The 24372-nt window shown below is 72.7% G+C and carries 22 protein-coding genes and 2 pseudogenes; 6 read left to right on the forward strand and 18 right to left on the reverse strand.

What is annotated here, in order from left to right:
• Positions 1–9 precede the first annotated feature (9 nt).
• Positions 10–606 carry a DUF1697 domain-containing protein gene (locus AC5WRL_RS12195; protein WP_496088816.1) on the forward strand — a complete coding sequence of 199 codons (597 nt, stop codon included), beginning with the start codon at positions 10–12 and terminating at the stop codon, positions 604–606.
• Positions 607–1257: 651 nt separating this feature from the next.
• Here AC5WRL_RS12195 and AC5WRL_RS12200 read toward each other — a convergent pair.
• The 5 genes from AC5WRL_RS12200 to AC5WRL_RS12220 all read right to left on the reverse strand — a co-directional run bounded on the left by AC5WRL_RS12200 (position 1258) and on the right by AC5WRL_RS12220 (position 7638).
• Complete coding sequence (locus AC5WRL_RS12200; protein ID WP_496088465.1) at positions 1258–2508, reverse strand: MFS transporter; 1251 nt, start codon at positions 2506–2508, stop codon at positions 1258–1260.
• 21 nt (positions 2509–2529) lie between these two features.
• The gene (locus tag AC5WRL_RS12205; protein ID WP_496088466.1) at positions 2530–3069 is read right to left on the reverse strand and encodes a GNAT family N-acetyltransferase; all 540 of its coding nucleotides are present in this window, start codon (positions 3067–3069) and stop codon (positions 2530–2532) included.
• Between the two features lie 90 nt (positions 3070–3159).
• Positions 3160–6405 carry a S8 family serine peptidase gene (locus AC5WRL_RS12210; protein WP_496088467.1) on the reverse strand — a complete coding sequence of 1082 codons (3246 nt, stop codon included), beginning with the start codon at positions 6403–6405 and terminating at the stop codon, positions 3160–3162.
• 272 nt (positions 6406–6677) lie between these two features.
• Positions 6678–7148, reverse strand: a complete 471-nt coding sequence (locus AC5WRL_RS12215; RefSeq protein WP_496088468.1) for a rhodanese-like domain-containing protein — start codon at positions 7146–7148, stop codon at positions 6678–6680.
• 7 nt (positions 7149–7155) lie between these two features.
• Positions 7156–7638 (reverse strand): cysteine dioxygenase, encoded by a 483-nt coding sequence (locus tag AC5WRL_RS12220; RefSeq protein WP_496088469.1) that lies wholly within the window; start codon positions 7636–7638, stop codon positions 7156–7158.
• Positions 7639–7973: 335 nt separating this feature from the next.
• Here AC5WRL_RS12220 and AC5WRL_RS12225 point away from each other — a divergent pair, with 335 nt between their 5' ends.
• From AC5WRL_RS12225 to AC5WRL_RS12235, 3 genes are all read left to right on the forward strand, one after another.
• Positions 7974–8057, forward strand: a complete 84-nt coding sequence (locus tag AC5WRL_RS12225; RefSeq protein ID WP_354341493.1) for a putative leader peptide — start codon at positions 7974–7976, stop codon at positions 8055–8057.
• A gap of 214 nt (positions 8058–8271) precedes the next feature.
• Positions 8272–8835, forward strand: coding sequence for an NADPH-dependent FMN reductase (ssuE, locus tag AC5WRL_RS12230; protein ID WP_496088470.1), 564 nt, complete (start codon positions 8272–8274; stop codon positions 8833–8835).
• Positions 8836–8866: 31 nt separating this feature from the next.
• Positions 8867–9403: a winged helix-turn-helix domain-containing protein gene (locus tag AC5WRL_RS12235; RefSeq protein ID WP_496088471.1), complete on the forward strand. Its 537-nt coding sequence runs from the start codon at positions 8867–8869 to the stop codon at positions 9401–9403.
• Here AC5WRL_RS12235 and AC5WRL_RS12240 read toward each other — a convergent pair.
• The 13 genes and pseudogenes from AC5WRL_RS12240 to AC5WRL_RS12300 all read right to left on the reverse strand — a co-directional run.
• A pseudogene (locus tag AC5WRL_RS12240) lies at positions 9376–9771 on the reverse strand (CbiX/SirB N-terminal domain-containing protein); the annotation flags it as partial. The gene AC5WRL_RS12235 and the pseudogene AC5WRL_RS12240 sit on opposite strands and share 28 nt — an antisense overlap.
• A 729-nt stretch (positions 9772–10500) precedes the next feature.
• A pseudogene (locus AC5WRL_RS12245) lies at positions 10501–10848 on the reverse strand (sirohydrochlorin chelatase); the annotation flags it as partial.
• 14 nt (positions 10849–10862) lie between these two features.
• Positions 10863–11756 carry an ABC transporter permease gene (locus AC5WRL_RS12250; RefSeq protein ID WP_496088472.1) on the reverse strand — a complete coding sequence of 298 codons (894 nt, stop codon included), beginning with the start codon at positions 11754–11756 and terminating at the stop codon, positions 10863–10865.
• Positions 11743–12543, reverse strand: a complete 801-nt coding sequence (locus AC5WRL_RS12255) for an ABC transporter ATP-binding protein (protein ID WP_496088473.1) — start codon at positions 12541–12543, stop codon at positions 11743–11745. Before AC5WRL_RS12255 ends, AC5WRL_RS12250 begins: the two co-directional genes overlap by 14 nt.
• A 40-nt stretch (positions 12544–12583) precedes the next feature.
• Complete coding sequence (locus AC5WRL_RS12260) at positions 12584–13696, reverse strand: ABC transporter substrate-binding protein (RefSeq protein ID WP_496088474.1); 1113 nt, start codon at positions 13694–13696, stop codon at positions 12584–12586.
• Positions 13697–13899: 203 nt separating this feature from the next.
• A complete protein-coding gene (locus AC5WRL_RS12265; protein ID WP_496088475.1) occupies positions 13900–15249 on the reverse strand; it encodes a sulfate adenylyltransferase subunit 1 in 1350 nt (449 codons plus the stop codon).
• Positions 15249–16169: a sulfate adenylyltransferase subunit CysD gene (cysD, locus tag AC5WRL_RS12270; protein ID WP_496088476.1), complete on the reverse strand. Its 921-nt coding sequence runs from the start codon at positions 16167–16169 to the stop codon at positions 15249–15251. Before cysD ends, AC5WRL_RS12265 begins: the two co-directional genes overlap by 1 nt.
• Positions 16166–16729 (reverse strand): adenylyl-sulfate kinase, encoded by a 564-nt coding sequence (gene cysC, locus AC5WRL_RS12275; protein ID WP_496088477.1) that lies wholly within the window; start codon positions 16727–16729, stop codon positions 16166–16168. The genes cysD and cysC overlap by 4 nt, the downstream gene beginning before the upstream one ends.
• A gap of 32 nt (positions 16730–16761) precedes the next feature.
• The gene (locus tag AC5WRL_RS12280) at positions 16762–17481 is read right to left on the reverse strand and encodes a phosphoadenylyl-sulfate reductase (RefSeq protein ID WP_496088478.1); all 720 of its coding nucleotides are present in this window, start codon (positions 17479–17481) and stop codon (positions 16762–16764) included.
• Positions 17478–17657, reverse strand: coding sequence for an eL43 family ribosomal protein (locus AC5WRL_RS12285; protein ID WP_496088479.1), 180 nt, complete (start codon positions 17655–17657; stop codon positions 17478–17480). Before AC5WRL_RS12285 ends, AC5WRL_RS12280 begins: the two co-directional genes overlap by 4 nt.
• Positions 17654–19348 (reverse strand): nitrite/sulfite reductase, encoded by a 1695-nt coding sequence (locus AC5WRL_RS12290; protein ID WP_496088480.1) that lies wholly within the window; start codon positions 19346–19348, stop codon positions 17654–17656. Before AC5WRL_RS12290 ends, AC5WRL_RS12285 begins: the two co-directional genes overlap by 4 nt.
• 327 nt (positions 19349–19675) lie before the next feature.
• The gene (locus tag AC5WRL_RS12295) at positions 19676–20275 is read right to left on the reverse strand and encodes a GNAT family N-acetyltransferase (RefSeq protein ID WP_496088481.1); all 600 of its coding nucleotides are present in this window, start codon (positions 20273–20275) and stop codon (positions 19676–19678) included.
• A gap of 30 nt (positions 20276–20305) precedes the next feature.
• The gene (locus tag AC5WRL_RS12300) at positions 20306–21958 is read right to left on the reverse strand and encodes an acyl-CoA dehydrogenase family protein (RefSeq protein ID WP_496088482.1); all 1653 of its coding nucleotides are present in this window, start codon (positions 21956–21958) and stop codon (positions 20306–20308) included.
• 17 nt (positions 21959–21975) lie between these two features.
• Between AC5WRL_RS12300 and AC5WRL_RS12305 the strand changes: the two genes are divergently transcribed.
• Positions 21976–23409: a YihY/virulence factor BrkB family protein gene (locus tag AC5WRL_RS12305; RefSeq protein WP_496088483.1), complete on the forward strand. Its 1434-nt coding sequence runs from the start codon at positions 21976–21978 to the stop codon at positions 23407–23409.
• On the forward strand, positions 23384–24283 hold the full coding sequence (locus AC5WRL_RS12310) for a Sco1979 family transcriptional regulator (protein WP_496088484.1): 900 nt from the start codon (positions 23384–23386) through the stop codon (positions 24281–24283). Before AC5WRL_RS12305 ends, AC5WRL_RS12310 begins: the two co-directional genes overlap by 26 nt.
• The last annotated feature ends 89 nt before the right edge of the window (positions 24284–24372 follow it).

Here is a 24372-nt window from a genome sequence, read left to right on the forward strand (position 1 = left end):
GCTGCGGACATGACGGAAGGCACCGAAGACACGACCGAAGGCGCGGCGGCGGACACCGCCCGGTTTGTCGCGCTGCTGCGCGGAATCAACGTCGGCGGGCACCGCAAGGTGCCGATGGCCCAGCTGCGGGAAGTGCTCACCGAGCTGGGGCACGGGGCGCCGAAGACCCATCTCCAGAGCGGCAACGCCGTCTTCTCGGCACCGGCCGGCGCGGACCCGGCCGCGCTGGGCCGGGAGCTGGCGGCGGCGCTGGAGCGGCGGTTCGGCTTCGCGGTCGACACCCTGGTGCTCGGCGCCGACCAACTGCGCGCCACCGCCGGGCGCTGCCCGTACGACGCCGCCGCGCTCGACCCGGCCAAGCTGCTGGTGCTCTTCCTGGACCGTGCCCCGGATCCGGCCGCCCTGGCCCGTGTCGACCCGGCCCGCTACGCCCCGGACACCTTCCGGGCGGGCGAGCGCGAGATCTTCGCGTACTTTCCGGGCGGCATGGGCCGCAGCAAGCTCGACGGCGCCCTGGGCAGCGCCCTCAAGGGCCACCTCGCCACCGGCCGGAACTGGCGCACCGTCATGAAGCTGATCGAACTGACGGCCGGGGAGCCGGGCTGACCCCGGCCCGGTTCCGGGCAGGGAGCCCGTCATCGCGGTGCGATGCACGGCCTGACGGCCGGGCGCTCGACCGGCGCGTTCGGAGCCGGGGCGGCACCCGGTAGTCGCCCGTCTCTCCGGGCCCGCGGGGGCCCGGAGAGACGGGCCGGCCGCCGGGCCGCGCGCTGTGGTGAGACGCCAGGGCTGATCCGCCGTCCCGTCGGACCCGCCCCGCCCGGGGCGCTCCGGGAGGCCACCCGCCCGGCAGTGGCCGCCTCGGGCCGGCGCCGGTGCTGGCCCGCCCGGCGTGGCCTGGCGGGCCGCTCGGCGGGGGGCCGTGTGCCGTTGGGCCCGGGGTGGGTACCGCCCGGTACCGGCGCTGCCAGCGGCGGCGTCGCCGGCATGGTCAGCGGGCCGGTAGTGGTTCGGGTGGCTTTGGGCGGGGGGCCGTGTGCTGTTGGGCCCGGGGTGGGTTCTGCCCGGTGCCGGCGCTGCCAGCGGCGGCGTCGCCGGCATGGTCAGCGGGCCGGTACTGGTTCGCGTGGCTTTGGGCGGGGTCCGTGTGCTGTTGGGCCTGGGGTGGGTTCTGCCCGGTGCCGGTGCCGGTGCCGGCATGGTCAGCGGACCGGTGCTGGTTCGGGTGGCTTTGGGCGGGGGCTGTGTGCCGTTGGGTCAGGCATGGTTTTGTTGGAGGGGTGTTGGGGTGGGGCTTGCCCGGTAGCGTGTCAGCTCCGGTACCAGCGCCGCCAGCAGCAGCATCGCCGTCACCGTCAGCAGGCCGCCGCCGGTGATCGCCCAGGTGGTGCCGAAGGCGGCGCCTGCCGGGCCGTGGGCCAGCTGGGCCAGCCACGGCCCGCCCGCCGACACCACCGTCATCACGCCCTGGAGCCGGCCGCGCAACTCATCGGGCACGCACTGCTGGAGCACTGTGGTGCGGAAGACACTGAGCAGCATGAGCGCCACCCCGCCCAGCACCAGGAGCAGTGCCGCCGGCCACAGCCGGCGGGTCACTCCGAAGGCGGCGATCGCCAGCCCCCAGCCGCACACCGCCACCGTGATCACCAGCCCGTGCCGTACCAGCCGGGTGAACAGGCCGGAGGCCAGCCCCGCCAGCACCGCGCCCAGCGCCAGCGCCGCCGTCAGCAGGCCGAGGGCGAAGCCGCCGCCGGGCGGGTCGCCGAAGGTCCGCTGCGACACCTCGGGGAACAGCGCCGCCGGATTGCCCAGCACCATCGCCAACAGATCCGCCACCGCCACCACCCACAACAGCCGGCGGCCCGCCAGATGGCGCAGCCCCTCCCCGACCTGCCGCACCCCCGCCCGCCGTCGGGCGCCGGTGCCCGGCAGGGGCGGCAGCCGCCACACCGGGATCAGGACGGCGGCCAGGGTGAGGGCGTTCAGCAGATACAGCGTGGCCACCCCGGTCAGCGGCAGCAGCGCTCCGGCGAGCAGCGGCCCGATGACCGGGCCCAGCCAGCGCACCGTGCTGTCCAGGGCGTTCGCCGCCGCCAGCTGCGGGCCGGGCACCAGCCTCGGTACGATCGAGCCGCGCGCCGTGTGGTTGGCGCCGTAGCAGCCCTGCACCAGGCCGAGCAGGACGAACAGCCACCCCAGGGAGTTCAGGCCGGCGGTCAGCCACAGGGCCCCGCCGACCGCCGCCATGGCGCCGTTGGTGGCCAGCAGCAGCCGCCGCCGGTCCATCGCGTCGGACAGCGCCCCGCCCCACAGCGCCGCCACGGTCAGCGGCCCCAGGGCGGCCAGCGCCGACAGGCCCACATAGGTGGAGGAGCCGGTCAGCTCGTAGATCTGGAGCGGGACGGCCACGGCGGTGAAGCTCGCGCCGATCGCGGTACCGGCGCTGGACAGCCACAGCGCGCGGAACGCCGCAATCCGCAGCGGACGCACATCGATTCCCCACCCCATGGGGGAGGGGACGCCTCGGGCTCAGTGATCGGTTGCGAGCCGGGCGTGGAGTTCCACGTCGTGCCGTACGCCGTCGTGGCGCAGTTTCTCGCGCTGGACACCCTCGACGGCGAAGCCGGCGGCGGTGGCCACCCGGCAGGATGCGGGGTTGTCGAGCCGGTGGCCCAGTTCCAGCCGGTGCAGGCCGAGATCGCCGAAGCACCAGGTGGCCAGGGCGCGTACCGCGTCGCTTGCCACGCCCCGGCCGCGGGCGGCGGGCACCGTCCAGTAGGACACCCAGCCGCCCTCGTGTGCCCGGTTGAGCCGGGAGAGGGCGACGCACCCCAGGACGGCGGGGCCCTCGACAACGGCCCAGGAGTATCCGGTGCCTTCCGTCCGTTCGGTGGCGCGTCGCGCGATCCAGTCGGCCGCTGCCGCGTCGTCCACGGTGCGGGCCGGTGGTATCGATCCGAATGGTCGAAGCATCAGGGGGGTGTTGAAGGCGTCCCGGACGGCCGGCAGATCGGGCGCGGCCCAGGGGCGCAGCCGCAGCCCCGCCGGGGTGGTGAGGTGAGCGTCCATCGGGCGGACCGTAGTCGGGGCGGCCGGGGGAGTCGAATGATTTCCCCCCGGTGATCCGCCGCCCGGCGGGTGCCGGGCGGCGGGGGTGGGTCACCTGGTGAGGTAGGCGTCCTTGATGGTCTGGACGGAGCGGTTGCCGTCGCTGTCGGCGGCGGTGGCCCGCAGGGAGACGGAGCCGCCGGCGGCCGGGTTGTCGACCGTGATCCCGGCGATGTCGCCCGCACCGTCGTGGACGGTGTGCCAGCTCTGCCCGCCGTCCACCGAGGTCTCGATCGTCAGGGACGCGGCGGTGCCGCCCTGGACGGTCAGCGGGATGGAGAAACCTTTCTGCTCGGCGGGCGCGGTGCTGTCCGGCGCGAGCCGCGGGGTGTAGCGGATGGCCAGCGGACCGGTCACCGGCTCGAAGTCCTGGGTGGTGCCGGTGGTGAAGGTGTAGTCGACCGTGACCTCGGAGGAGACATTGCTGTAGCCGAGATCCGCCCGGGAGGCGGTGGAGACCACCCGGTACTCCGCCTCGCCGGCGGCGACCCCGAACACGAGGTTCTCCGCGATCCGGTCCAGATCACGCTCCAGCTCACCGTCGCGGTAGACGCGCGTGGTGCCCGTAGCGGATGCGCCCCAGCCACTCCGGGCGGTGCCGGGCGAGAAGAAGGTGAAGTCGGCGAAGAACACATTGCCCTTGCGTACGAACGCGGAGCCGTCGGCGTAGACCGGCCCGAAGACGCCGTTGTTGAGGGTACGTTCGAACGTCTCCCCGGCGGCGAACTCCTCGTCCGGGTACATGACGCCCTGCGCCATCATGCCGTCCGCGTCGTACTGATGGCTGGACAGCCCCCAAGGCGTGCCCGACTGGAGCCAGAGGTCGGCCGTGCCGGGCAGCTCGATGAAGTCGCCCAGGCCGAGGCCGAACACCGAGGGCGCCGCCCCGACCCAGCCCTGCGCCCCCGGGTCGCCGGTGCCCACCGTCGCCGCGACGTGGGCCATGTCCGGGAACTCCGGGTGGTTGACGAGACCGGTGGGGAAGGCCCCGTTGTGCTCGCGGTGGCCGTAGTACTGCTCCCCGTTCTCCCCGGTGTGGTGGGAGAGCAGCGCGAGGGTGAAGGCGGAGCCGGCCGGGGTGTCCCCGATGGAGAGGCTGTTGACGCCCTCGGGCTGGTTACCGAAGTACCACATCCACTGGGCGACGCCGGGCATCTCGTAGGCGGTGCCGAACTCGCTCAGTTCCGCGTCGGGGTCCGGGGCGGTGAAGTCCAGTCGCTCGGCCTCGCGCAGGTCCACGTGCAGGGTGGTCGGTTCACCGATGGCCAGCATGGGTGCCATCGCCCATTCGACGCTGAGGTCGTCGGGGCCGGCGTCCCACGGGCTCGGGGCGAGGACCTCGATGAGATAGTCACCGGCCGGGACCCGCCCGCTGACGGTGCCGTTCTCGCTCACGGCGTTGAAGCCGTACTCCCAGCCGTCGACGAACACCCGTGCGCCCTCGGCCGGGTTGCCGTCCCGGTCGGTGATGTCGACGGAGATGTCGAAGAGTTCGACCTCCAGGGTGATGGTGCCGGCGGTGCGCACCTGGTGGTCACCGCTGGTGCCGGTGACGACGAAGCCGTGCGTGCCGGCCCCCGACGCCGCCATGACGGAGGGGTCGGCGGTGATCTCGACGGTGGCGGTGCCCCCGGCGGGGACGGTCACCGTCCCGTCGGTGAGGGTGTACAGCTTCTCCGGTGCGGCGGTGGACAGTTCGAGGTCGAGGGTGAGGTCGTCCGCGCCGCTGTTGCGGTAGGTGATCTCCCGGGTGACCTGGCCGGCGCCGCCGTAGGGGTGGGCGACGGTGCCGAAGTTCAGGGTGTTGGAGTCGGCGGTGACCGTCTGTTCCAGGGCGCGGACGACATCCAGCCGCCCGCTGCCGGTCTGGACGGGAGTGCCGTCGATCCCGGTGGCGGAGCCGACCAGCGCGCTCTTGAGCTGCTCGCCGGTCCAGTCGGGGTGCTGCTGGAGCAGCAGCGCGGCGGCGCCCGCGACATGCGGGGTGGCCATGGAGGTTCCGTCGATCGCCGCGTAGCCGTCGGCGACCGGCGTACCGGTCAGCTCCACATCGCTGCCGGCGGCTGCGGCGGCGGCGATCTGTACGCCCGGTGCGGACAGGTCCGGCTTGAGCGCGCCGTCGAGGGGGTTGGGGCCCACCGAGGAGAAGTCGGCGATCGCGTCGTCGCCGTCGACCGCGCCGACGGTGAGCGCCGCCTCCGCCACCCCGGGCGAACCCACGGTGCCCTCGCCCGGCCCGTCGTTGCCGGCCGCGACGACGAAGAGCGTGCCGTGCTCCCGGGACAGCTCGTTGACGGCCTCTACCAGCGGGTCGTAGCCGGGGTAGGCGTAGCTGCCCAGGCTCATGTTGACGATGTCGGCGCCCTGCTCGACGGCCCACTCCATGCCTTCGAGAATCCAGGACCCCAGGCCGCCCCTCTCGCCGAGGACCTTGCCCACCAGCAGGTCGGCGCCCGGGGCGATGCCCCGGTAGCGGCCGTCGGAGCGGTCGCCGGTGCCGGCGGCGGTGGAGGCCACATGGGTGCCGTGCCCGACGATGTCGCCGGCGTCCTCGTCGGTGAAGTTCGCCGTGTCGCGGATCTTGTCCTCGAAGTCTCCGTGGCCGGCGTCGATGCCGGTGTCCAGGACCGCGATGGTCACCCCGCTGCCGTCGAGCCCGGCCTCCCACGCCTGGTCGGCGCCGATCTGGCCGGCGCTGGTGTCCAGGGTGGGGCGTACGACCCGGTCGAGGTTGACCGCCTTGATGCCCGGGGTGGCGGTGAGCGCCAGCTCGTCCTCGACGCCGGGCTCGGTGAGGGTTTCCCACAGGGAGGCGGTCGACTCCTCGGGCACCGTGAGGGCGTCCGCCGCCAGCGCGCTGAACTGCGCGCGGACTTCGAGGTCCGCGTCCTCGCGCAGGGTCTCGGCCACGGACGCCGACCGTGAGCCGTCGTCGTAGCTGACGATGAGCGGGGTCCCCGCGAAGGTGCGATACGCCTCCCGGGACAGCTCGGTGACGTCGAACAGGCCCCGGTCCAGGGTCCCGTCCTCGATCAGGCCCTGGGCGTCCCACGGGACCACCAGGGTCGCGCCGTCCTGCTGGACGACGCGGACCGGTATGTGCTCGCGGCCCTCGGCCCGGATCAGCCCGGAGACCGATCCGGTGGCGTCGAGCAGTACCCGGTCGCCGGTGATCAGGGTCACCGAGCCGCCGCCGGCCGCGCCTGCGCGGAGGTCCTCGCCGCCGCCGCGCGCTGCGGCGGCGCCACCGAGTCCGGCGGTCACCGCCAGCACGACGCCGGTGGCGAGCACCGCCACGCCCGTTTTCCTGCCTCTTTTCCTGCCTCGCGTGTTCAAGAAGCCTCCAGCGCAGTTCCATGGGGGTACACGGGGCGCCGATCGGCACGCCGCTGCGCTGGAAGGTACCTACTTGCATACTGAGTATGTTGGGGTTGGCTGAGTATCAGCCACAGTTGGCGGATGTTCCTGGGTTCGGGCGGGCGCGGGACGCAAAAAAGTGACGGACCGCTGTCGCCCCGTACGGAGTGTGAGCATCAGGGCGCCCACTGGCGGTAATCGGTCCGTACCATTTACGATGACGGACCCGCCGGGGTGGGAGAGGGACCCGGCCGGTGGTTGAGCTGCGTGCTGTCGCGTAGGGGGGAATCGCCGGTCGGGTCTGGGGCCGTCACGGGCAGCCCCGCCCGGCGCCACGCCTGGAACCCGCCGATCAGATCGGTGGCCCTGCGCAGCCCGATCGCCCGTAGGGAGGCGGCCGCCAGCGAGGAGGCGTACCCCTCGTCGCACAGCACGATCCAGTGCACATCCCGCCCGGTCGCCTCCGGCACCGAAGCGCCGCTCGCCGGGTCGCAGCGCCACTCCAGATGATTGCGCTCGATGATCAGCGCACCCGGAACGGTGCCGTCCGCGTCCCGCTGGAAGGCCGGCCGGGTGTCCACCAGGATCGCGCCGGCCCGCCGCGCCGCGTCCGCCTGCCGGGGGTCGAGGCGGTCCAGGCCGCCCCGTACGGCCGCCAGATACTCGTCGATCGTCGTCGTCATGGCTCCGTCAGTCGTCAATCGTGTCGGTACGGTCCAGCAGCAGCGCGCCGTCCGCGCCCAGCCGGTAGTAGTTCTGCGAGGTCAGCGCCGGGCCGTACGCGTGCACGCTGATGGCCGGCTCGGTGCCCCGATTGCTCACCCGGTGGATGTGCCGTGGGCCGAAGGACCGCAGCCCGCCCACCGGCAGCCGCCGCACCCCCGGGAACGTTTCCTCGCTCAGCGTGCCCTCGACCACCGTGAACGCCCCGGACGAGCCGCCGTGGTCATGGATCTCGGTGCCCTGGCCCGGCAGCCACGTCAGCAGCCACACCTCGTACCCCTCGGCACGGTGCAGCCGGTGGTACCAGCGCTCGGGCGAGGTGAAGCGGGCCGGCGCCCGCCAGGACTCGGGACGGTCGGCGAACCGGCGTACGGTTTCGGCCAGTCGGGCGGGCGGGTACGGGACGGCGGCGTCGGCGGACGAACGGGGCGGAGCGGAGAAAACAGACATGGCGCGACCTCTTGTGCGGTGCCGGATGCGGTGGGCGGAATGCGAGACGCCGCGCCCACGGCAGACACCGGGCGCGACCGTCAGAGACGGCCGCGGCGACACAGCGCGCTGGCCACGCGGACAAAGTCCACGTGCTGCCTGGAGAAGAAGCGCTTGCCGGTCGACATGAGGGCCACATTGACAGCACACCCGCGCGCCGGTCAAGCGGCCCCCGGAGTTTTCACGGGCTTCATCCGGCGAAATATGACCCCTCCCCGATTGCCGGCGTTCCAGTAATTGAGACAAGGCGGCAATACCTTGACGCCGGAACACGGTTGCTGGCAAGCTCACCCACTGTGAGTCAAGCTGACGTTCTCGTGACGCGCCTGCACGTCGATCTGCGACGGCAGGCCAGCGCTATCTGTGCCAACGGCCACTGAACACACCACAGCTGACCTTCTCCGGCCCGCAACGGCCGTGAATCTCCGGCATCAGCCGCAGCATCGAATCCCCACCCGCCGGCGGGCGGTATCCCGTCATTCCCGCGGCTCATTCCGGAAAACGCGCCACCGCGCCACAGTGCCACCCCGCCCTGCCCGGCGCTGCCCGATTTCCCCGGCCCATTTCTGGTTTCCGATGCTCCCGGAGTGATTCATGACGCACATTCTCGCGGTATCGGCCAGCCCGGCCAGGGAATCGCGCACCGCCGCACTGGTGCAGCACGCCATCGACCGGCTCTCGCTCACCGGATTCGACGCGGGGCACCTGGTGCTGCGGGAACTGCCGGCCGAGGAACTGCTGGGCATCCGCCGCCCCGGCGCCGTGACGCGGCGCGCACTGGAGGATGTCGCCGTCGCGGACGGGCTGATCGTCGCCACCCCCGTGTACAAGTCGGCCTACACCGGCCTGCTGAAGACCTTTCTCGATCTGCTGCCGCAGTCGGGACTGGCCGGAAAGACGGTGCTGCCGCTGGCCACCGGAGGCAGCTACGCGCATGTACTGGCCATCGACTACGCGCTGCGTCCGGTGCTGACCGCGCTGCGGGCGCGCCATGTGGTCGGCGGCTGTTACCAGCTGGAGGACGACATCGCCCGCCGCCCCGACGGATCCGCGCAGATCCGTCCCGAGGCCGAACTGCGCCTGTTCGACGCGATCGACGACTTCATCGAAGCGCTCCCCGCGTCCACCGCCGCCGGTTTGACGCCCTCGCCGCAGTGACACCAGTGACCCCTGGAAAGGCACCGACCGCATGACCACCCAAGGCTTCGACCGCCCCATATCCGTGAAGGAGCCGATCATGCCGCAGCTGACCACACCCCTGTCAGATCTGTCCGACATGACGATCACCGTTGTCCCCGAAGGCGTGGACAGCTCCGTACCCCTGGTCGGCTATCTGGTTCTCGCGCCCGCGGGCACCCGGCTGTCCGAGTTCATCTCCCTGCCGTCGAACATCACCGCCACGGGGGCCGGCTCCGGTGCCGCCGGTGCCGGCACCGGGCTGGGCATCAGCATCGACGAGGAGGAACGCACCGCCCGGGTGGACGGGACGCTGCTGGAGCTCACCTACCTCGAATTCGAGCTGCTGTCGCACCTGGTACGGCACCCGCACCGGGTGTACAGCCGCGAGCAGTTGGTGACGACCATCTGGGGCTACGGCCCGGTCGGCGACCAGCGGACCGTGGACGTACACATCGCGCGGCTGCGCCGCAAGCTCGGTGAGGCGTACCGGGAGCGGATCGTGACGGTGCGGCGGGTCGGCTACAAGTACGTGCCCGCCGCGCTGTAGCCGGCCGCCGCCTCGGCCGCCGCCTCGTCGCGGCGGCGCAGCAGGAGCTCCGCCAGTTCGGGGGCGGCGCCCAGCACGGGGGCCAGCGCGTCCGCGCCGGCCTCCCGGGCCCCCGCCGCGATCCGCTCCGGCAGCCGGCCGGGTGCGATCACCAGCGGGGCGACCAGCACCCGTCCGATGCCGTCCGCGCGCAGCGCGCGGACGGCATCGGCCGTACGCGGCCCGGCACCGGAGGCGAACGCCACCCGTACCGCACCCCATCCCCCGGCCACCGCCCACTCCCGCGCGACACCCGCGACCGCAGCGATGGCCGCCGGATCGGACGACCCAGCGGCAGCCAGCACGATCCCCGTGCGGTCGGCACGGCCGGCGCCTGTGGCCCGGTCAGCCGTTGGTTTGGATGTACTGCTGGCGGTCGGCGCGATCCCCGTGTGGTCGGCGGAGTCGGCGTCTGCGGCCCGGTCGCCCGAGACCGTCTCGATGGCTGCCCGTTCGGACGACCCGGCGCCGGTCAGCGTGATCCCGGTGCGAGCCGGGTCGGCGGTGTCTGTGGTCCGGTCGGTGGTCGTGCCGGTCGGTGGGGGAGTGGCCGAGCGTGAACGGCGATCGGCGGCGGCCGGCACCTGTGGGCCGTACCCCGCTCGCGCGGGTACGGCGGCGTTGACCGAGCCGGCCCCCGCGCCGTCGGCGTCCGGCGCGCAGGGTGGCCCCGGCCGCGACCCCGGACTCGCGTTGCCGGCGCGGGCCGGTGGTGGGGCTGCGGCCGGGGGATTCGTTGCGCGGGCGTGTCGCTCCGGGGCGTGCACCGACGATGTCGATGGGGGAGGGGCATCCACTTCTCGCCGTTCTGCGCGCGGCTCAGGGCTCGCCCCAACGCGTTGGGCCGGGGGCCTTTGGGGCTCGTCGTCGCCCGGAGCGGGCCGGCAGCCGGGCGGCCCGGGCGACGGCCTGGGCGTTCGCCGGCCTGCGCCGATCGGCGTCGTCGTGTCGTCGGCGCGCGGGCGCGGGACAGCCGCCGTGGCGCGCTGGTTCGCGGTGTCGCGCTCACGCGATTCGTCCGTGCCGGAGTGCGTCGACGGGAGGGGGCGCAGGGGTTCCGCCTCCGTCAGGCGGCCTTCCAGGGCCGCGAGCAGCAGGGGGTCGGGGGCCAGGACCGCCGCCTGGTGGATGCGCAGGCCGGGCAGCGCCCGCCGGCCGGCGGACAGGACAGCGGGGATGTCCGTTTTGGCGTGGTAGGCGTGGGTCAGCAGCAGCGGGACCGCGATCACCTCGCGCACCCCGTCGGCGTACAGGCGCCCGAGCGCATCCCGCACCGTGGGGGCGTTGAACTCCAGAAAACCCACCGTCACCCGCAGCCCGGGCCGCAGCGACCGCACCCGCGCCGCCAGCGCGTGCACGGTCGCCGCGTGCCCCGGGTCCCGGCTGCCGTGGGCGATCAGCAGCATCGGGGCGGCGCCGGTCAGCCGTTCCTCGCCAGCAGGCCCCTGCTGCGCAGCACCCGCCGCTCCAGCGGGGAGAAGAACAGCAGATCGATGGCGACCCCCACCAGCAGGATCAAGATGATGGTGGCGAGCACCCCGGACATGTTCTGCATCGCCCGGAAGCCGTCCATCAGCTGGCCGAGCCCGGTGCCCAGCTTCGCCGAGGTGACGATCAGTTCCGCCGCCATCAGCGAGCGCCACGAGAACGCCCAGCCCTGCTTGAGCCCGGCCAGATAGCCGGGCAGCGCGGCCGGCAGCAGGATGTGCCGCACGCTGGTCAGTCCGCGCGCGCCCAGCATCCGGCCGGCCCGCAGGTACAGCGGCGGTATCTGGTCCACGCCCGCCACGATGCCGTTGGCGATCGAGGGCACGGCGCCCAGCAGCACCACCGCGTAGATGGTGGTGTCGGTGAGCCCGAACCAGATCAGCGCCGCCGGCACCCACGCGATGGACGGCAGCGACTGGAGCCCGGTGAGGATCGGACCGATCGCCGCCCGTACCAGCTTCACCCGGGCCACCAGCAGCCCCAGCGGGGTGCCGACCGCGATGGCGATGGCGAAGCCCAGCACGCCGCGCGAGACGCTGGTCCAGATGTACTCCAGCAGCACCCCGTCCAGCCACATCTTCTCGATCGCGCCCCACACATCCAGCGGGCCGGGCAGGATGTAGTCCGGCTTGAGCTCCGCCCAGTAGGCGAGCTGCCACACCGTGAGCACCAGCGCCACCGCCACCAGCGGCGGCACCAGCTTGCTCAGCAGCAGCCGGCCCAGCGGCGGCCGTTCGTCCGCCGAGCGGCTGTCGAGGGCGTCCAGGCCCGCCTCCAGGCCGGCCAGGTCCGTGCTGGGCCCGGCGGTTTTCTCAGTGCTGGCCATGGCGCCGGATCTCCTCCCTCAGATGTTCGGTGATGTCCACGGACAGGGCCGACACCTCGGCGTCCTCGATGCGGCGCGGCTGCGCGATGTCCACCTCCCAGGTACGGGCGATCCGCCCCGGCCGGGAGGACAGCAGTACGACGCGCTGCGCCAGGCGGACCGCCTCGCGTACGTTGTGCGTCACGAACAGCACCGACACCCCGGTCTCGGACCAGATCCGGGTCAGTTCCTCGTGCAGCACGTCCCGGGTGATGGCGTCCAGCGCCGCGAACGGCTCGTCCATCAGCAGCAGCCGGCTGTCCTGGGCCAGCGCCCGGGCGAGCGCCACCCGCTGCCGCATGCCGCCGGACAGCTCGTGCACCCGCTTGTCGTACGAGCCGGTCAGCCGTACCAGCTCCAGCAGCCGCCCGGCCTCCGGGCGGCGCTCCGCCTTGGGCACGCCGCGCAGCCGCAGCGCCAGCTCGATGTTCTTGCCGGCCGTCAGCCACGGGAACAGGGCGTGTTCCTGGAACATCAGGGCGGGCCGGCCGCCCGGGACCGCGATGGTCCCGGACGTCGGCCGGTCGAGCCCGGCGACCAGGTTCAGCAGCGTGGACTTGCCGCAGCCCGAGGCGCCGAGCAGCGTCACGAACTCGCCGGGCGCGACATCGAGCGAGATGCCGTCCAGGACGAGCTGGGCCCGCCCCGCCCGGCCGAAGGACTTCGAGACCTGGTCGAGCCGCACCGCCGGCTCGGTCCCGGCGGTGGTCGCGGTCGGTACGTCCGGTGCGTTGAGTGCGGTGGCCATCGCTCTCACCTCGTGGTCGTCGGATCTGTGGGACGGTTCGTCACTCGACACCGAGGCCGCCGTCGCTGACCGGGTCCTGGCCCTCTTTGGCCAGCACCTTGTTCAGCAGGGAGAGGTCATAGATCCCGTTCAGGTCGACCTCGTCCAGCAGCCCGGCGTTGACCGTGCTCTCGGCGCTGATCCGCAGCGAGTCGGCCAGCGGGTCGTTCAGGAACTCCACATGGTCGAACGCCGGGTCCAGCACCTCGGCGGGCAGCTCACTGCCGCCCGGCAGGGCGGCGATGGCGGAGTTGAACTGCTGCTTCGCCTCGTCCGGGTGCGCGTTGATCCAGGCGTTGGTACGGACCACCCCGCGGATGATGGCCTCGACCACATCCGGGTGCTCGTCCAGGAACTTCTGCGCGGCGATGACATGGGTGACGACGTACTGGCCGTTCTCCCACAGCTCGCCCTCGTCCAGGATCTCCACGGCGCCCTGGCTGACCAGCTTCGCGGCGGTCGGCTCGGGCACCCACGCGCCGTCGATGTCGCCGCCGTCGAAGGCGGCCGGGATCTCCGCGTTGGGGATGCGGGCCACCTCCACGTCGCCGGCGCCGGTCGTCGGGTCGACGTCGAAGCCCTGGTCGGCGAGGTAGCTGAGCAGCGCCACATCCTGGGTGTTGCCCAGCTGCGGGGTGGCCAGCGTCTTGCCCGCCAGGTCGTCGAGGCCGGAGATCCGCTCGGGGTTGACGACCAGTGAGGCGCCGCCGGACGCCGCGCCGGAGACGATCCGCAGATTGCGCCCGCCGGACTGGGCCCAGCCGTTGATCGCCGGATTGGGGCCGATGAAGGTCACATCGATCGAGTCGCCGTTGAGCGCCTCGATCGCGGAGGGGCCGGCGTTGAAGATGGAGGGGGTGAAGCCCGTACCGCCCAGCTCCTGCTCGATCAGCCCGCCGTCCTGGAGGCCGATGACGGCGGTGGCGTGCGTGATGTTGGCGAAATAGCCGATGTTGACGTTGTCGACGGACAGCTTGTCGCCGGTGTTCCCGCTCGCGGCGGGCTTCTTGGTGTCGTCCTCGGCGGAGTTGGAGCCGTAGCCGCAGGCGGTCGCGCCGATCAGCAGCGGGGCGACGGCGAAGGCGGTCAGCAGGGAGCGGCGTGCGGTGGTCAAGGAGGCGTCCTCTCGGGGGACCGCGCGGCGGGCCGGAGCACGGCCGGGCGGCGGTCGGGGCGAATGGGGTGTGTACGGGGCGAGCGGCGTCGGTGCTCAGTGGCCCGCACATCGCCCGATCCCGCCGTGCCCCGCGCCGAGGGCGCCGCTGCCGACCCGGCCGCCCTCCTTCGCGAAGGTCGAGAAGACATCCCTGAGCATGATCAGAAATCCCACCCCTCGTCGTCCGCCGCCGGGGCGGTGGAGCCGGGCACGGGCGCGTCCGCGAAGGCGTCGCCCGCCATGCCGGCGGTGAGGGTGGCGCCGTCCGCCGGATCGATCAGCAGAAACGATCCAGTGATCCGGGAGGCGGCGTACGCGTCCAGCGGCAGCGGCTCCGCGGCGCGCAGCACGACGCGGCCGATGTCATTGGCCGCCAGCTCGCCCGGCGCCGGGTGCTGCGAGAGGTCCCCCAGGGTCAGCCGGGACGGGATCTCCTTGACGATGGCCTTCACCGTACGGGTGGTGTGCTTGAGCAGCACCCGCGCCCCGGGGGCCAGCGGCCGGTCGTGCAGATGGCACACGGTGGCGGTGATGTCCTGGGTCGGCACCGGCCCGCCGCCGGCCGGGACCAGCACATCGCCGCGCGAGATGTCGAGGTCGTCGGCGAGCGTCACGGTGACCGACTGCGGCGCGCGGGCCGCGTCCACGGCGGTGCCCAGCGCGTCGATGCCCGCGACCGTACTGGAGCGCCCCGAGGGCAGGATCGTGACCGCCTCGCCGACCCGCAGCACCCCGGCGGCCAGCCGCCCCGCGTACCCCCGGTAGTCGGGGTGCTCGGCGGTCTGCGGCCGGATGACGTACTGCACCGGGAAGCGGGCCGGCTCGGCGGCCGGGTCGTCGCCCACCGGTACGGACTCCAGATGCTCCAGCACGGTGGGGCCGCCGTACCAGTCCATGTGCGCGGAGGGGGTGACCACATTGTCGCCGGCCAGCGCCGAGATGGGGATGGCGGTCACCTCGGGGATGTTGAGCGAGGCGGCGTACGCGCCGAACTCCTCCGCGATCCGCGCGAAGACCGGCTCGGCGTACCCGGCGAGGTCCATCTTGTTGACGGCGAGGACGACATGGGGCACCCGCAGCAGCGCGGCGACGGCGGCGTGCCGGCGGGTCTGCTCCACCACCCCGTTGCGGGCGTCGACCAGGACCACGGCCAGCTCGGCGGTGGAGGCGCCGGTGACCATGTTGCGGGTGTACTGCACATGCCCGGGGGTGTCGGCCAGGATGAACCGGCGGCGGGGCGTGGCGAAGTAGCGGTAGGCCACATCGATGGTGATGCCCTGCTCGCGCTCCGCGCGCAGCCCGTCGGTGAGCAGCGCCAGATCGGGCGCCCGCTGCCCTCGGTTGCGGGAGGCGGTCTCGACGGCGGCGAGCTGGTCGGACAGCACGGACTTGGAGTCGTGCAGCAGCCGGCCCACCAGGGTGGACTTGCCGTCGTCCACGGAACCGGCGGTGGCGAACCGCAGCAGCGCGGTGGTGTCGGGGGTGGCGGCGTCGGTGGCGGCGTCGGTCATCAGAAGTACCCCTCGCGTTTGCGGTCCTCCATGGCGGCCTCCGACAGCTTGTCGTCGGCGCGGGTGGCGCCGCGCTCGGTGAGCCGGGAGGCGGCGATCTCCGCGATGACCTGCTCGATGGTCTCCGCGTCGGACTCGACGGCGCCGGTGCAGGACATGTCGCCGACGGTGCGGTAGCGCACGCGGCGGCGCTCGGCGCGTTCGCCGTCGCGCGGGCCGCCCCAGCCGCCGGGGGCCAGCCACATGCCGGAGCGGGCGAACACCTCGCGTTCGTGGGCGTAGTAGATGGCGGGGATCTCGATCTTCTCCCGGCCGATGTACTGCCACACGTCCAGCTCGGTCCAGTTGGAGAGCGGGAAGACCCGGACGTGCTCGCCGGGGGCGTGCCGGCCGTTGTAGAGCTGCCACAGTTCGGGGCGCTGGCGGCGCGGGTCCCAGCCGCCGAACTCGTCCCGCAGCGAGAACACCCGCTCCTTGGCGCGGGCCTTCTCCTCGTCGCGCCGGCCGCCGCCGAACACGGCGTCGAAGCGGTGCGAGCGGATGGCGTCCAGCAGCGGCACGGTCTGGAGCGGGTTACGGGTGCCGTCGGGGCGTTCGCGCAGTTCGCCCCGGTCGATGAACTCCTGGACGGAGGCGATGTGCAGCCGCAGCCCGTGCTGGGCGACCACCCGGTCGCGGTACTCCAGCACCTCGGGGAAGTTGTGCCCGGTGTCCACGTGCAGCAGCGCGAAGGGCACCGGCGCCGGGGCGAACGCCTTCAGCGCCAGATGCAGCATGACGATGGAGTCCTTGCCGCCCGAGAACAGGATCACCGGGCGCTCGAACTCCCCGGCCACCTCCCGGAAGATGTGCACCGACTCGGACTCCAGCACATCGAGGTGGGTCAGCGCGTACGGAATCTCCCCGCTCGTACCGGTCATATCAGCAGCCCCCGTTCGGTCAGCAGCGCGTGGACGGCACCGGCCGACTCCTCGACGGTGCGGCCCTGGGTGGCGAGCCGCAGATCGGGGGCGGCCGGCTCCTCGTACGGGTCGTCCACGCCGGTCAGCCCGGACAGTTCGCCCGCCGCCTGCTGGGCGTACAGGCCCTTCACATCGCGCTCCGAGCACACCTCGACCGGGGTGGCGACATGGATCTCCAGATACGCCGTACCGTTCGCCTCGTGCCGCTTGCGGACCGCCTCGCGGCTGTCCGCGTACGGGGCGATGACCGGGACCACGGCCAGCACGCCGTGCGAGGCGAGGAGTTCGGCCACGTAGCCGATCCGCCGCACGTTGGTGTCCCGGTCGGCGCGGCCGAAGCCGAGCCCGGCGGACAGGAACGCGCGGATCTCGTCGCCGTCCAGCACCTCCACCCGGTGCCCCTCGCCCGCCAGCCGTCCGGCCAGGGCGCGGGCGACGGTGCTCTTGCCCGCGCTGGGCAGCCCGGTCAGCCACACGGTGGCACCGCGCCGCCGCTTCTGCCCCTGCTGCTCGCTCATCGGGTCCTTCCCTCCTCGTCCCACCGGTGTCATCAGCCGTGCAGCCCGCACTCGGTCTTGCCACGCCCGGCCCAGCGCCCGGCGCGCGGGTCCTCGCCGGCCCGCACCCGGCGGGTGCACGGCGCGCAGCCGATGGAGGCGTAGCCGTCCTGGAGCAGCGGGTTGGTGAGCACCCCGTGCTCGGCGACGTAACGGTCCACGTCGTCCTGCGTCCAGCGGGCGATGGGGGAGACCTTGACCTTGCGGCGCCGCTCGTCCCAGCCGACCACCGGGGTGTGCGCGCGGGTGGGGGACTCGTCGCGGCGCAGCCCGGTGGCCCAGGCGTCGTACCCGGCCAGGCCCTGCTCCAGCGGGGCGACCTTGCGCAGCGCGCAGCACCGGTCGGGGTCGCGGTCGTGCAGCTTCGGGCCGAGTTCGGCGTCCTGTTCGGCGACGGTGCGGCGCGGGGTGAGGGTGATGAGGCGGACGTCCATGACGGCCTCGACGGCGTCGCGGGTGCCGATGGTCTCGGGGAAGTGGTAGCCGGTGTCGAGGAAGACCACGTCCACGCCGGGGCGGGCCCGGGCGGCGAGATGGGCGACGACGGCGTCCTCCATGGAGGAGGTCACGCAGAACCGGGCGCCGAAGGTGTCGGTGGCCCAGCGCAGGATCTCCAGCGCGGTGGCGTCCTCCAGGTCCCGGCCGGCCGCCTCGGCGAGCGCGCGCCGTCCGGTCGCGGTGCCGGCCTCGGCGCCGGCGTCGGTGCCGCTCACAGCTCCTCCCCTCCGTCCGGCTCGCGCCGCAGTCCGCCGGCCAGCAGTCCCAGGAACTTCAGCCGGAAGGCACGGTTGCAGGCCGCGCACTCCCAGACACCCGGCCCCTCCTCGGAGGGGCGCAGATCCTCGTCGCCGCAGTAGGGGCAGTAGTACGGGGCGGCCCGCTCGCTCACTTCAGCTCCTCCTCCTGCGCCCGCGCCGCCCACTGGGCGAAGGACTCGCCCTCGGTGCGGCGGTCCTCGAAGGTGCGCAGCACCCGCTCGATGTAGTCGGGCAGTTCGGCGGAGGTGACCTTCAGACCGCGCACCTTGCGGCCGAAGCCGGGCTCCAGGCCCAGCGAGCCGCCCAGATGCACCTGGAAGCCCTCCACCTGCCGGCCCTCCGCGTCCGTCACCAGCTGGCCCTTGAGCCCGATGTCGGCGATCTGGATGCGGGCGCAGGAGTTGGGGCAGCCGTTGATGTTGATGGTGAGCGGCTGGCTGAACTCCGGCAGCCGGCGCTCCAGCTCGTCGATCAGCGAGGCGCCGCGGCCCTTGGTCTCCACGATCGCCAGCTTGCAGAACTCGATGCCGGTGCAGGCCATGGTGCCGCGCCGGAACGGGGAGGGCGCGGTGGTCAGGTCCAGCGCCGCCAGCGACTCGGTGAGCGACTCCACCCGCTCCGCGGGCACGTCCAGGATCAGCATCTTCTGCTGCACGGTGGTGCGTACCCGGCCGGAGCCGTGCGCCTCCGCCAGGTCGGCGATCTTGGCCAGGGTCGTACCGTCCACCCGGCCCACCCGGGGTGCGAAGCCGACGTAGTGCCGGCCGTCCTTCTGCGGGTGGACGCCGATGTGGTCGCGCCACCGGTCCACGGGCTCCGCCGGGGCGGGCCCGTCGATCAGTTTGCGCAGCAGATACTCGTCCTCCAGCACCTGCCGGAACTTCTCGGCGCCCCAGTCGGCGATCAGGAACTTGATCCGGGCCCGGGTGCGCAGCCGCCGGTAGCCGTGGTCGCGGAAGAGCGAGACGACGCCCTCGTACACATCGGCGACCTCCTCCAGCGGCACCCAGGCGCCGAGCCGCACCCCGATCTTGGGGTTGGTGGAGAGCCCGCCGCCGACCCACAGGTCGAAGCCGGGGCCGCGCTCGGGGTGTTCGACACCGACGAAGGCGATGTCGTTGACCTCGTGCGCCACGTCCTGCTGCGGGGAGCCGGAGATGGCGGACTTGAACTTGCGCGGGAGGTTGGAGAACGCCTTGTTGCCGATGACCCGGCGCTGGATCTCCTCGATGGCGGGGGTGCCGTCGAGGATCTCGTCGGCGGCGATGCCGGCCACCGGCGAGCCGACGATGACGCGCGGGGTGTCGCCGCACGCCTCGGTGGTGGACAGGCCCACACCCTCCAGGCGGCGCCAGATCTCCGGCATGTCCTCGATGCGGATCCAGTGGTACTGGATGTTCTGCCGGTCGGTGATGTCGGCGGTGCCCCGGGCGAACTCCTGGGAGATCTCGGCGATGACCCGCAGCTGCGCGGTGGTCAGCTGCCCGCCGTCGATGCGCACCCGCAGCATGAAGTACGAGTCATCCAGCTCCTCGGGCTCCAGGATGGCGGTCTTGCCGCCGTCGATGCCGGGGCGGCGCTGGGTGTACAGGCCCCACCAGCGCATCCGGCCGCGCAGATCGGCACCGTCGATGGAGTCGAACCCGCGGTGCGCGTAGATCGTCTCGATGCGCGTCCGTACGTTGAGACCGTCGTCGTCCTTCTTGGTCTGCTCGTTGGGGTTGAGCGGGGTGAAGTGTCCGGCGGCCCACTGGCCTTCGCCGCGGTGGCGTCCGGCCTTGCGACGGGTCGGGGCGGCGGGTTTCTCGGCGGGTTCGGACATGTTTCTTTCGTCCTTCTGCAGGCAGCAAAGAGGCTCTGACCTGTGGTGATCCACGTCTGGGCGGATGTACGGGACAGAGTCGACGTCGGGCGGCCGGCGGTCGCGGGCGACGCACCGGGCGAGGGAGGGCGCGGCAGTGGCGCTCAGCCGTGCGGACAGATGGCGCTGCACATGCGACCGAGGTCGATGTGGCGCCTGCTCACCAGGGCGGTTCCAGCTCGCGACATGCCGGTCAGCGTCGCACGGGCCGCGCGGGGCAGTCCAGGGTTGTCCATTATTTGGACTTATGCGTCCCATATTCTGGGATGTGGTGTCGATGGGCCTCCGTTACGCGCCCGGCCAGGGCCCGGGCTGCGTCGCGTACGGCTCCTGCGCGACCCGGGTGTCGTACAGGCGGAAGCCGCGCCGCCGGTAGTTCTCCAGAGCGTGCTCGCCGTCCCGGGAGCAGGTGTGCACCCACACCCGGCGGGTCGGTACCCGCTGCGGCCAACGCTCGGCGAGATCCCAGGCGCGGGCGGTGCCCTGCGCCAGCAGCGCTCCGCCGAGACCCCGGCCCCTGAAGGCGGGCAGCAGCCCGAAGTAGCTGATCTCCACCACCCCGGCGTCCTGCCCGGTCAGCTCGATGAAGCCGCCCGGGGTGCCGCGCTCGTACACCACCCAGGTCTCCACCCCCGGCCGCTCCAGATGGGCCCGCCAGCGGGTCAGATCCCACGGCAGCCGGTCGGTCCACGCGACGTCCTGCCCCACCGCTGTATAGAGGAAGCGGCTGAACTCGGGGCTGGGCAGCGCCGCCCGCCCGATCCGTACCGCCGCCCCCGGGGCCGCCCCCGGGGCGGGGGCGGGCGCGGCGGGGGCGGTCTGCTCCAGATACCAGGTGGTGACGGTCTCGGTGGCGGGGTCGGCGGCGGCTGCGGGCGTGGTGCTCATTCCCGTCATTCCATCACATCGGTGCCGGGGTCAGAGGGGCAGCGCCCGCTCCACCACCGCCGCCAGGTCGAGCCCCTTGGGCAGCGTCCCGAACGCCAGCCCCCGCTCCCCGCCGAGCCGCGAGGCGCAGAACGCGTCCGCCACCGCCGCCGGCGCGTGCCGCACCAGCAGCGAACCCTGGAGCACCAGCGCGAGGCGTTCCACCAGATGCCGCGCCCGCCCCTCGATGCCGTCCAGATCCGACAGCGCCGTCAGCACCTCCTTGATCGCCGCGTCGAGCCGGTGATCGGCGCCCGCGGACTGCCCCACCTCGGACAGAAACGCGTTCAGCGCCCCCGGCTCCCGCTGCAACGCCCGCAGCACATCCAGCGCCTGAACGTTCCCCGCGCCCTCCCAGATCGAGTTCAGCGGCGACTCGCGCAGCAGCCGGGGCATCCCGGACTCCTCCACATAGCCGTTGCCGCCCAGACACTCCAGCGCCTCCACCGTCAGCGGCGTACAGCGCTTGGTCACCCAGTACTTGGCCGCCGGGACCGCGAGCCGCAGCAGATGCCGCTCGGAGGCGCTGCCCGCCCGCGCCCGGTCGTACGCCGCCGCCAGCCGCATCGTCAGCGCGGTGGCCGCCTCCGACTCCAGCGCCAGATCCGCCAGCACATTGCGCATGAGCGGCTTGTCGATCAGCGGGCCGCCGAACGCCGAACGGTACGCCGCATGGTGCACCGCCTGGGTCACCGCCTGCCGCATGATCGCCGCCGACCCCGCCACACAGTCCAGCCGGGTCGCCGCCACCATCTCGATGATGGTGGCCACCCCGCGCCCTTCCTCGCCCACCCGCCAGGCCAGCGTGCTGCCGTCGAACTCCACCTCGGCGGAGGCGTTGGACCGGTTGCCCAGCTTGTCCTTCAGCCGCTGGATGGCGAAGGCGTTGCGGCTGCCGTCCGGCAGCACCCGGGGCAGCAGAAAACAGGTGAGCCCGCCCGGCGCCTGCGCCAGCACCAAAAAGGCGTCCGACATCGGCGCCGAGCAGAACCACTTGTGCCCGCGCAGCGCGTACGCTCCGTCCTCCTGGAGCGGGACCGCCCGCGTGGTGTTGGCCCGTACGTCCGAGCCGCCCTGCTTCTCCGTCATCCCCATCCCGGCCAGCACCCCCGCCTTGCCGGCCGCCGGGCGCAGCCCCGGCTCGTACACCGTGGAGGTCAGCAGCGGCTCCCACGCCGCGGCCAGGCCCGGCTCGGCGCGCAGCGCGGGCACGGCGGCGTGCGTCATCGACAGCGGGCAGCCGTGCCCCGCCTCCACCTGCGACCACACCACGAACGCGGCGGCGCGCCGCAGATGGCCGTCGGTACGCGGCCACGCCGCCGTCAGCCCGGCGGCCACCCCGTGCTCCAGCAGTTGGTGCCAGGACGGGTGGAACTCCACCTCGTCGATCCGCTCGCCGTAGCGGTCGTGGGTGCGCAGCACCGGCGGGTTCTCGTTCGCCAGCCGGCCCCACTCCTGGGCCTGCGCGGAGCCCGCCAGCCGGCCCAGCTCGCCCAACTCGGCCGCGCTGCGGGCCGCCTGGCCGGCGTCGCCGCTGTGCCGCGCCACCGCCTCGCGCAGCGCGGCGTCCGCGCCGAAGACGTCATGGCCCACCAGGGGCGGGACTTGATTGGTCACGGTGTGCGTGCCGGAGGTGGAGGTCATGCCGTTACGTTAAGGCGGTGAACGCCGAACAGTCAGTACCCATACCGAAGGGGCAGCGCGCGCAGCGCACGGCGGAGCGGGGGGAAGCACACCAGGGCCCGGCCAAGGACCGTACCAAGCGGCGGGAGAAGGACAAGAAGGACAAGAAGGACAAGAAGGACAAGAAGGACCAGAAGGACCAGAAGGAGAAGGCGGAGAAGGCGGAGCGCAGGCGGCGCGACCGGCCCTCGCGCAGCGCCGTCTACCGCAACATCCCCAAGGGCAGACTCTCCTGGCTGCTGCTCAAGGACACCGTCACCTCCTGCTCGGAGCACCGGGTGATGGGCATGGCGGCCGAGGCGGCGTTCTTCACCCTGCTGTCGCTGCCCCCGCTGCTGCTGGGCCTGATCGGGCTGCTCTCCAGCCTGGACGCGGTGTCCGGCACCACCACGCTGCCCACCGTGCGCGGCCACATCCTCGATCTGTCCGGCGCGATGATCTCCGAGCGCGGCGTGGAGGAGGTGATCACCCCGCTGATCAACGATCTGGTGGCCGGGCCGCGCCCCGATGTGATGTCGTTCGGCTTCATCGTCGCCCTGTGGTCGGGGTCGCGGGCGATGAATGTCTTCGTCGGCACCATCACCGTGATGTACGGGCTGGACGGCCACCGCAACCCGGCCACCACCCGGCTGCTGGCGTTCACCATGTATGTGGTCAGCATGCTGGTCGGCGCGATCGCCGTGCCCGCCATGGTGATCGGCCCCGGGGTGGTCGCCGACTGGGTGCCGCAGCTGTCCGGGGCGCTGCGCTACACGTACTGGCCGCTGCTTCTGCTGCTGTGCGTCTCCTTCCTCACCACGCTCTACCACGTGTCGGTGCCGGTGCGGTCGCCGTGGCGCGAGGACATCCCCGGCGCGCTGGTGGCGCTGAGCATCTGGGCGGCGTGCGCGTACGGCCTCAAGGCGTATCTGCGGGCCACCGTCGAAGGGCCCAGCATGTACGGGTCCCTGGCGGTGCCGGTGGCGATCCTGCTGTGGCTGGCGCTGTCCGCGTTCGCGGTGCTGGTCGGCGCCGCGCTGAACGCCGCCGTGGACCGGATCTGGCCGACCGCCACCATCGCCGCCGCCCGTGCCGAGAGCGAACGCGCCCGGGCCGCCGCCGGCGCGGCCATGGCGGCGGCCGTCAAGGCCCGCCGCACCCGGGCCGAGGCGCAGGGCATCCCGGAGCCGGACGATCCGATGGTGACCGCGCGCCGCTGGGCCAAGGCGTGGCGGCGCGGGGAGCTGCGCGAGGAGCTGGAGCGCCTGCGCCGGGCGGAGGGTGAGCGCCGCCGGCGCATCAAGGGCACCGACCGCCGGGGCGCCAAGTCGGTGACGGTCAGGGCCGGATCGCGGGGTAAGGGTTCTAGTACAGTGAGGCGTTCGCGGCTACGGCATGGGAGCGGACATGGGCGTGACAAGGGCCGTGACTGAACGCACCGGCGGGCCGCTTGAGGACCGCAGATCCGGACCCACCGTTCCCCGTATGATCCTCGGCGCCAGGCTGCGCAGGCTGCGCGAGGCCCGCCGGATCACCGGCGCGGAGGCGGGCGAGGTGATCCGCGCCTCGCACTCCAAGATCAGTCGCCTGGAGATGGGCCGCACCGGCTTCAAACTGCGCGATGTCGATGATCTGCTGACACTGTACGGGGTGACCGACCCCGCCGAGCGCGCCACCCTGCTGGCGCTGGCCCGGCAGTCCAACACCCCCGGATGGTGGCACGCGTACCACGATGTGCTGCCCGGCTGGCTGAATGTCTATCTCGGCCTGGAACAGGCGGCCGTGGTCATCCGCACCTACGAGCAGCAGTTCATCCCGGGGCTGCTCCAGACCGAGGGCTACAGCCGCGCCGTGCACCGGCTCACCCACGAGCCGCCGGACGGGCTGCTGGAGCGCCGGGTGGAGCTGCGGATGGCGCGGCAGCGGATACTGCACCGGCCCGGGCCGCCGCATCTGTGGGCGGTGATCGACGAGGCGGCGCTGCGGCGCTCGATGGGCAGCGCGGCGATGATGCGTGAGCAGCTGGGGCATCTGCTGGAGATCTCCCGGCTGCCGCACATCACGCTCCAGGTCATGCCGTTCACGGCGGGTGGTCACGCGGCGGTGGGCGGCCCGGTGACGGTGCTGCGCCCGCCGGGGGCCGAGCTGCCCGACGTGGTGTATCTGGAGCAGCTGACCGGCGGTGTCTACCCGGACAAGCCCGCCGAGATAGAGCAGTACCGGCATGTGATGAACCAGGTGGTGATCCAGGCCGACCCGCCGGCCGCCACCGCCGGCTTCCTGGAGCGGCTGCTGCGCGAGGGCTGATCGCTCACAGCGAACGCCTGACCACCGGGGAACATCTGACCGTCCCACGGCATTGAGTGCAGTGAACTCAACTTGTCTGCTGAGGGAGA

The organism is Streptomyces sp. NTD107 (assembly GCF_059510435.1).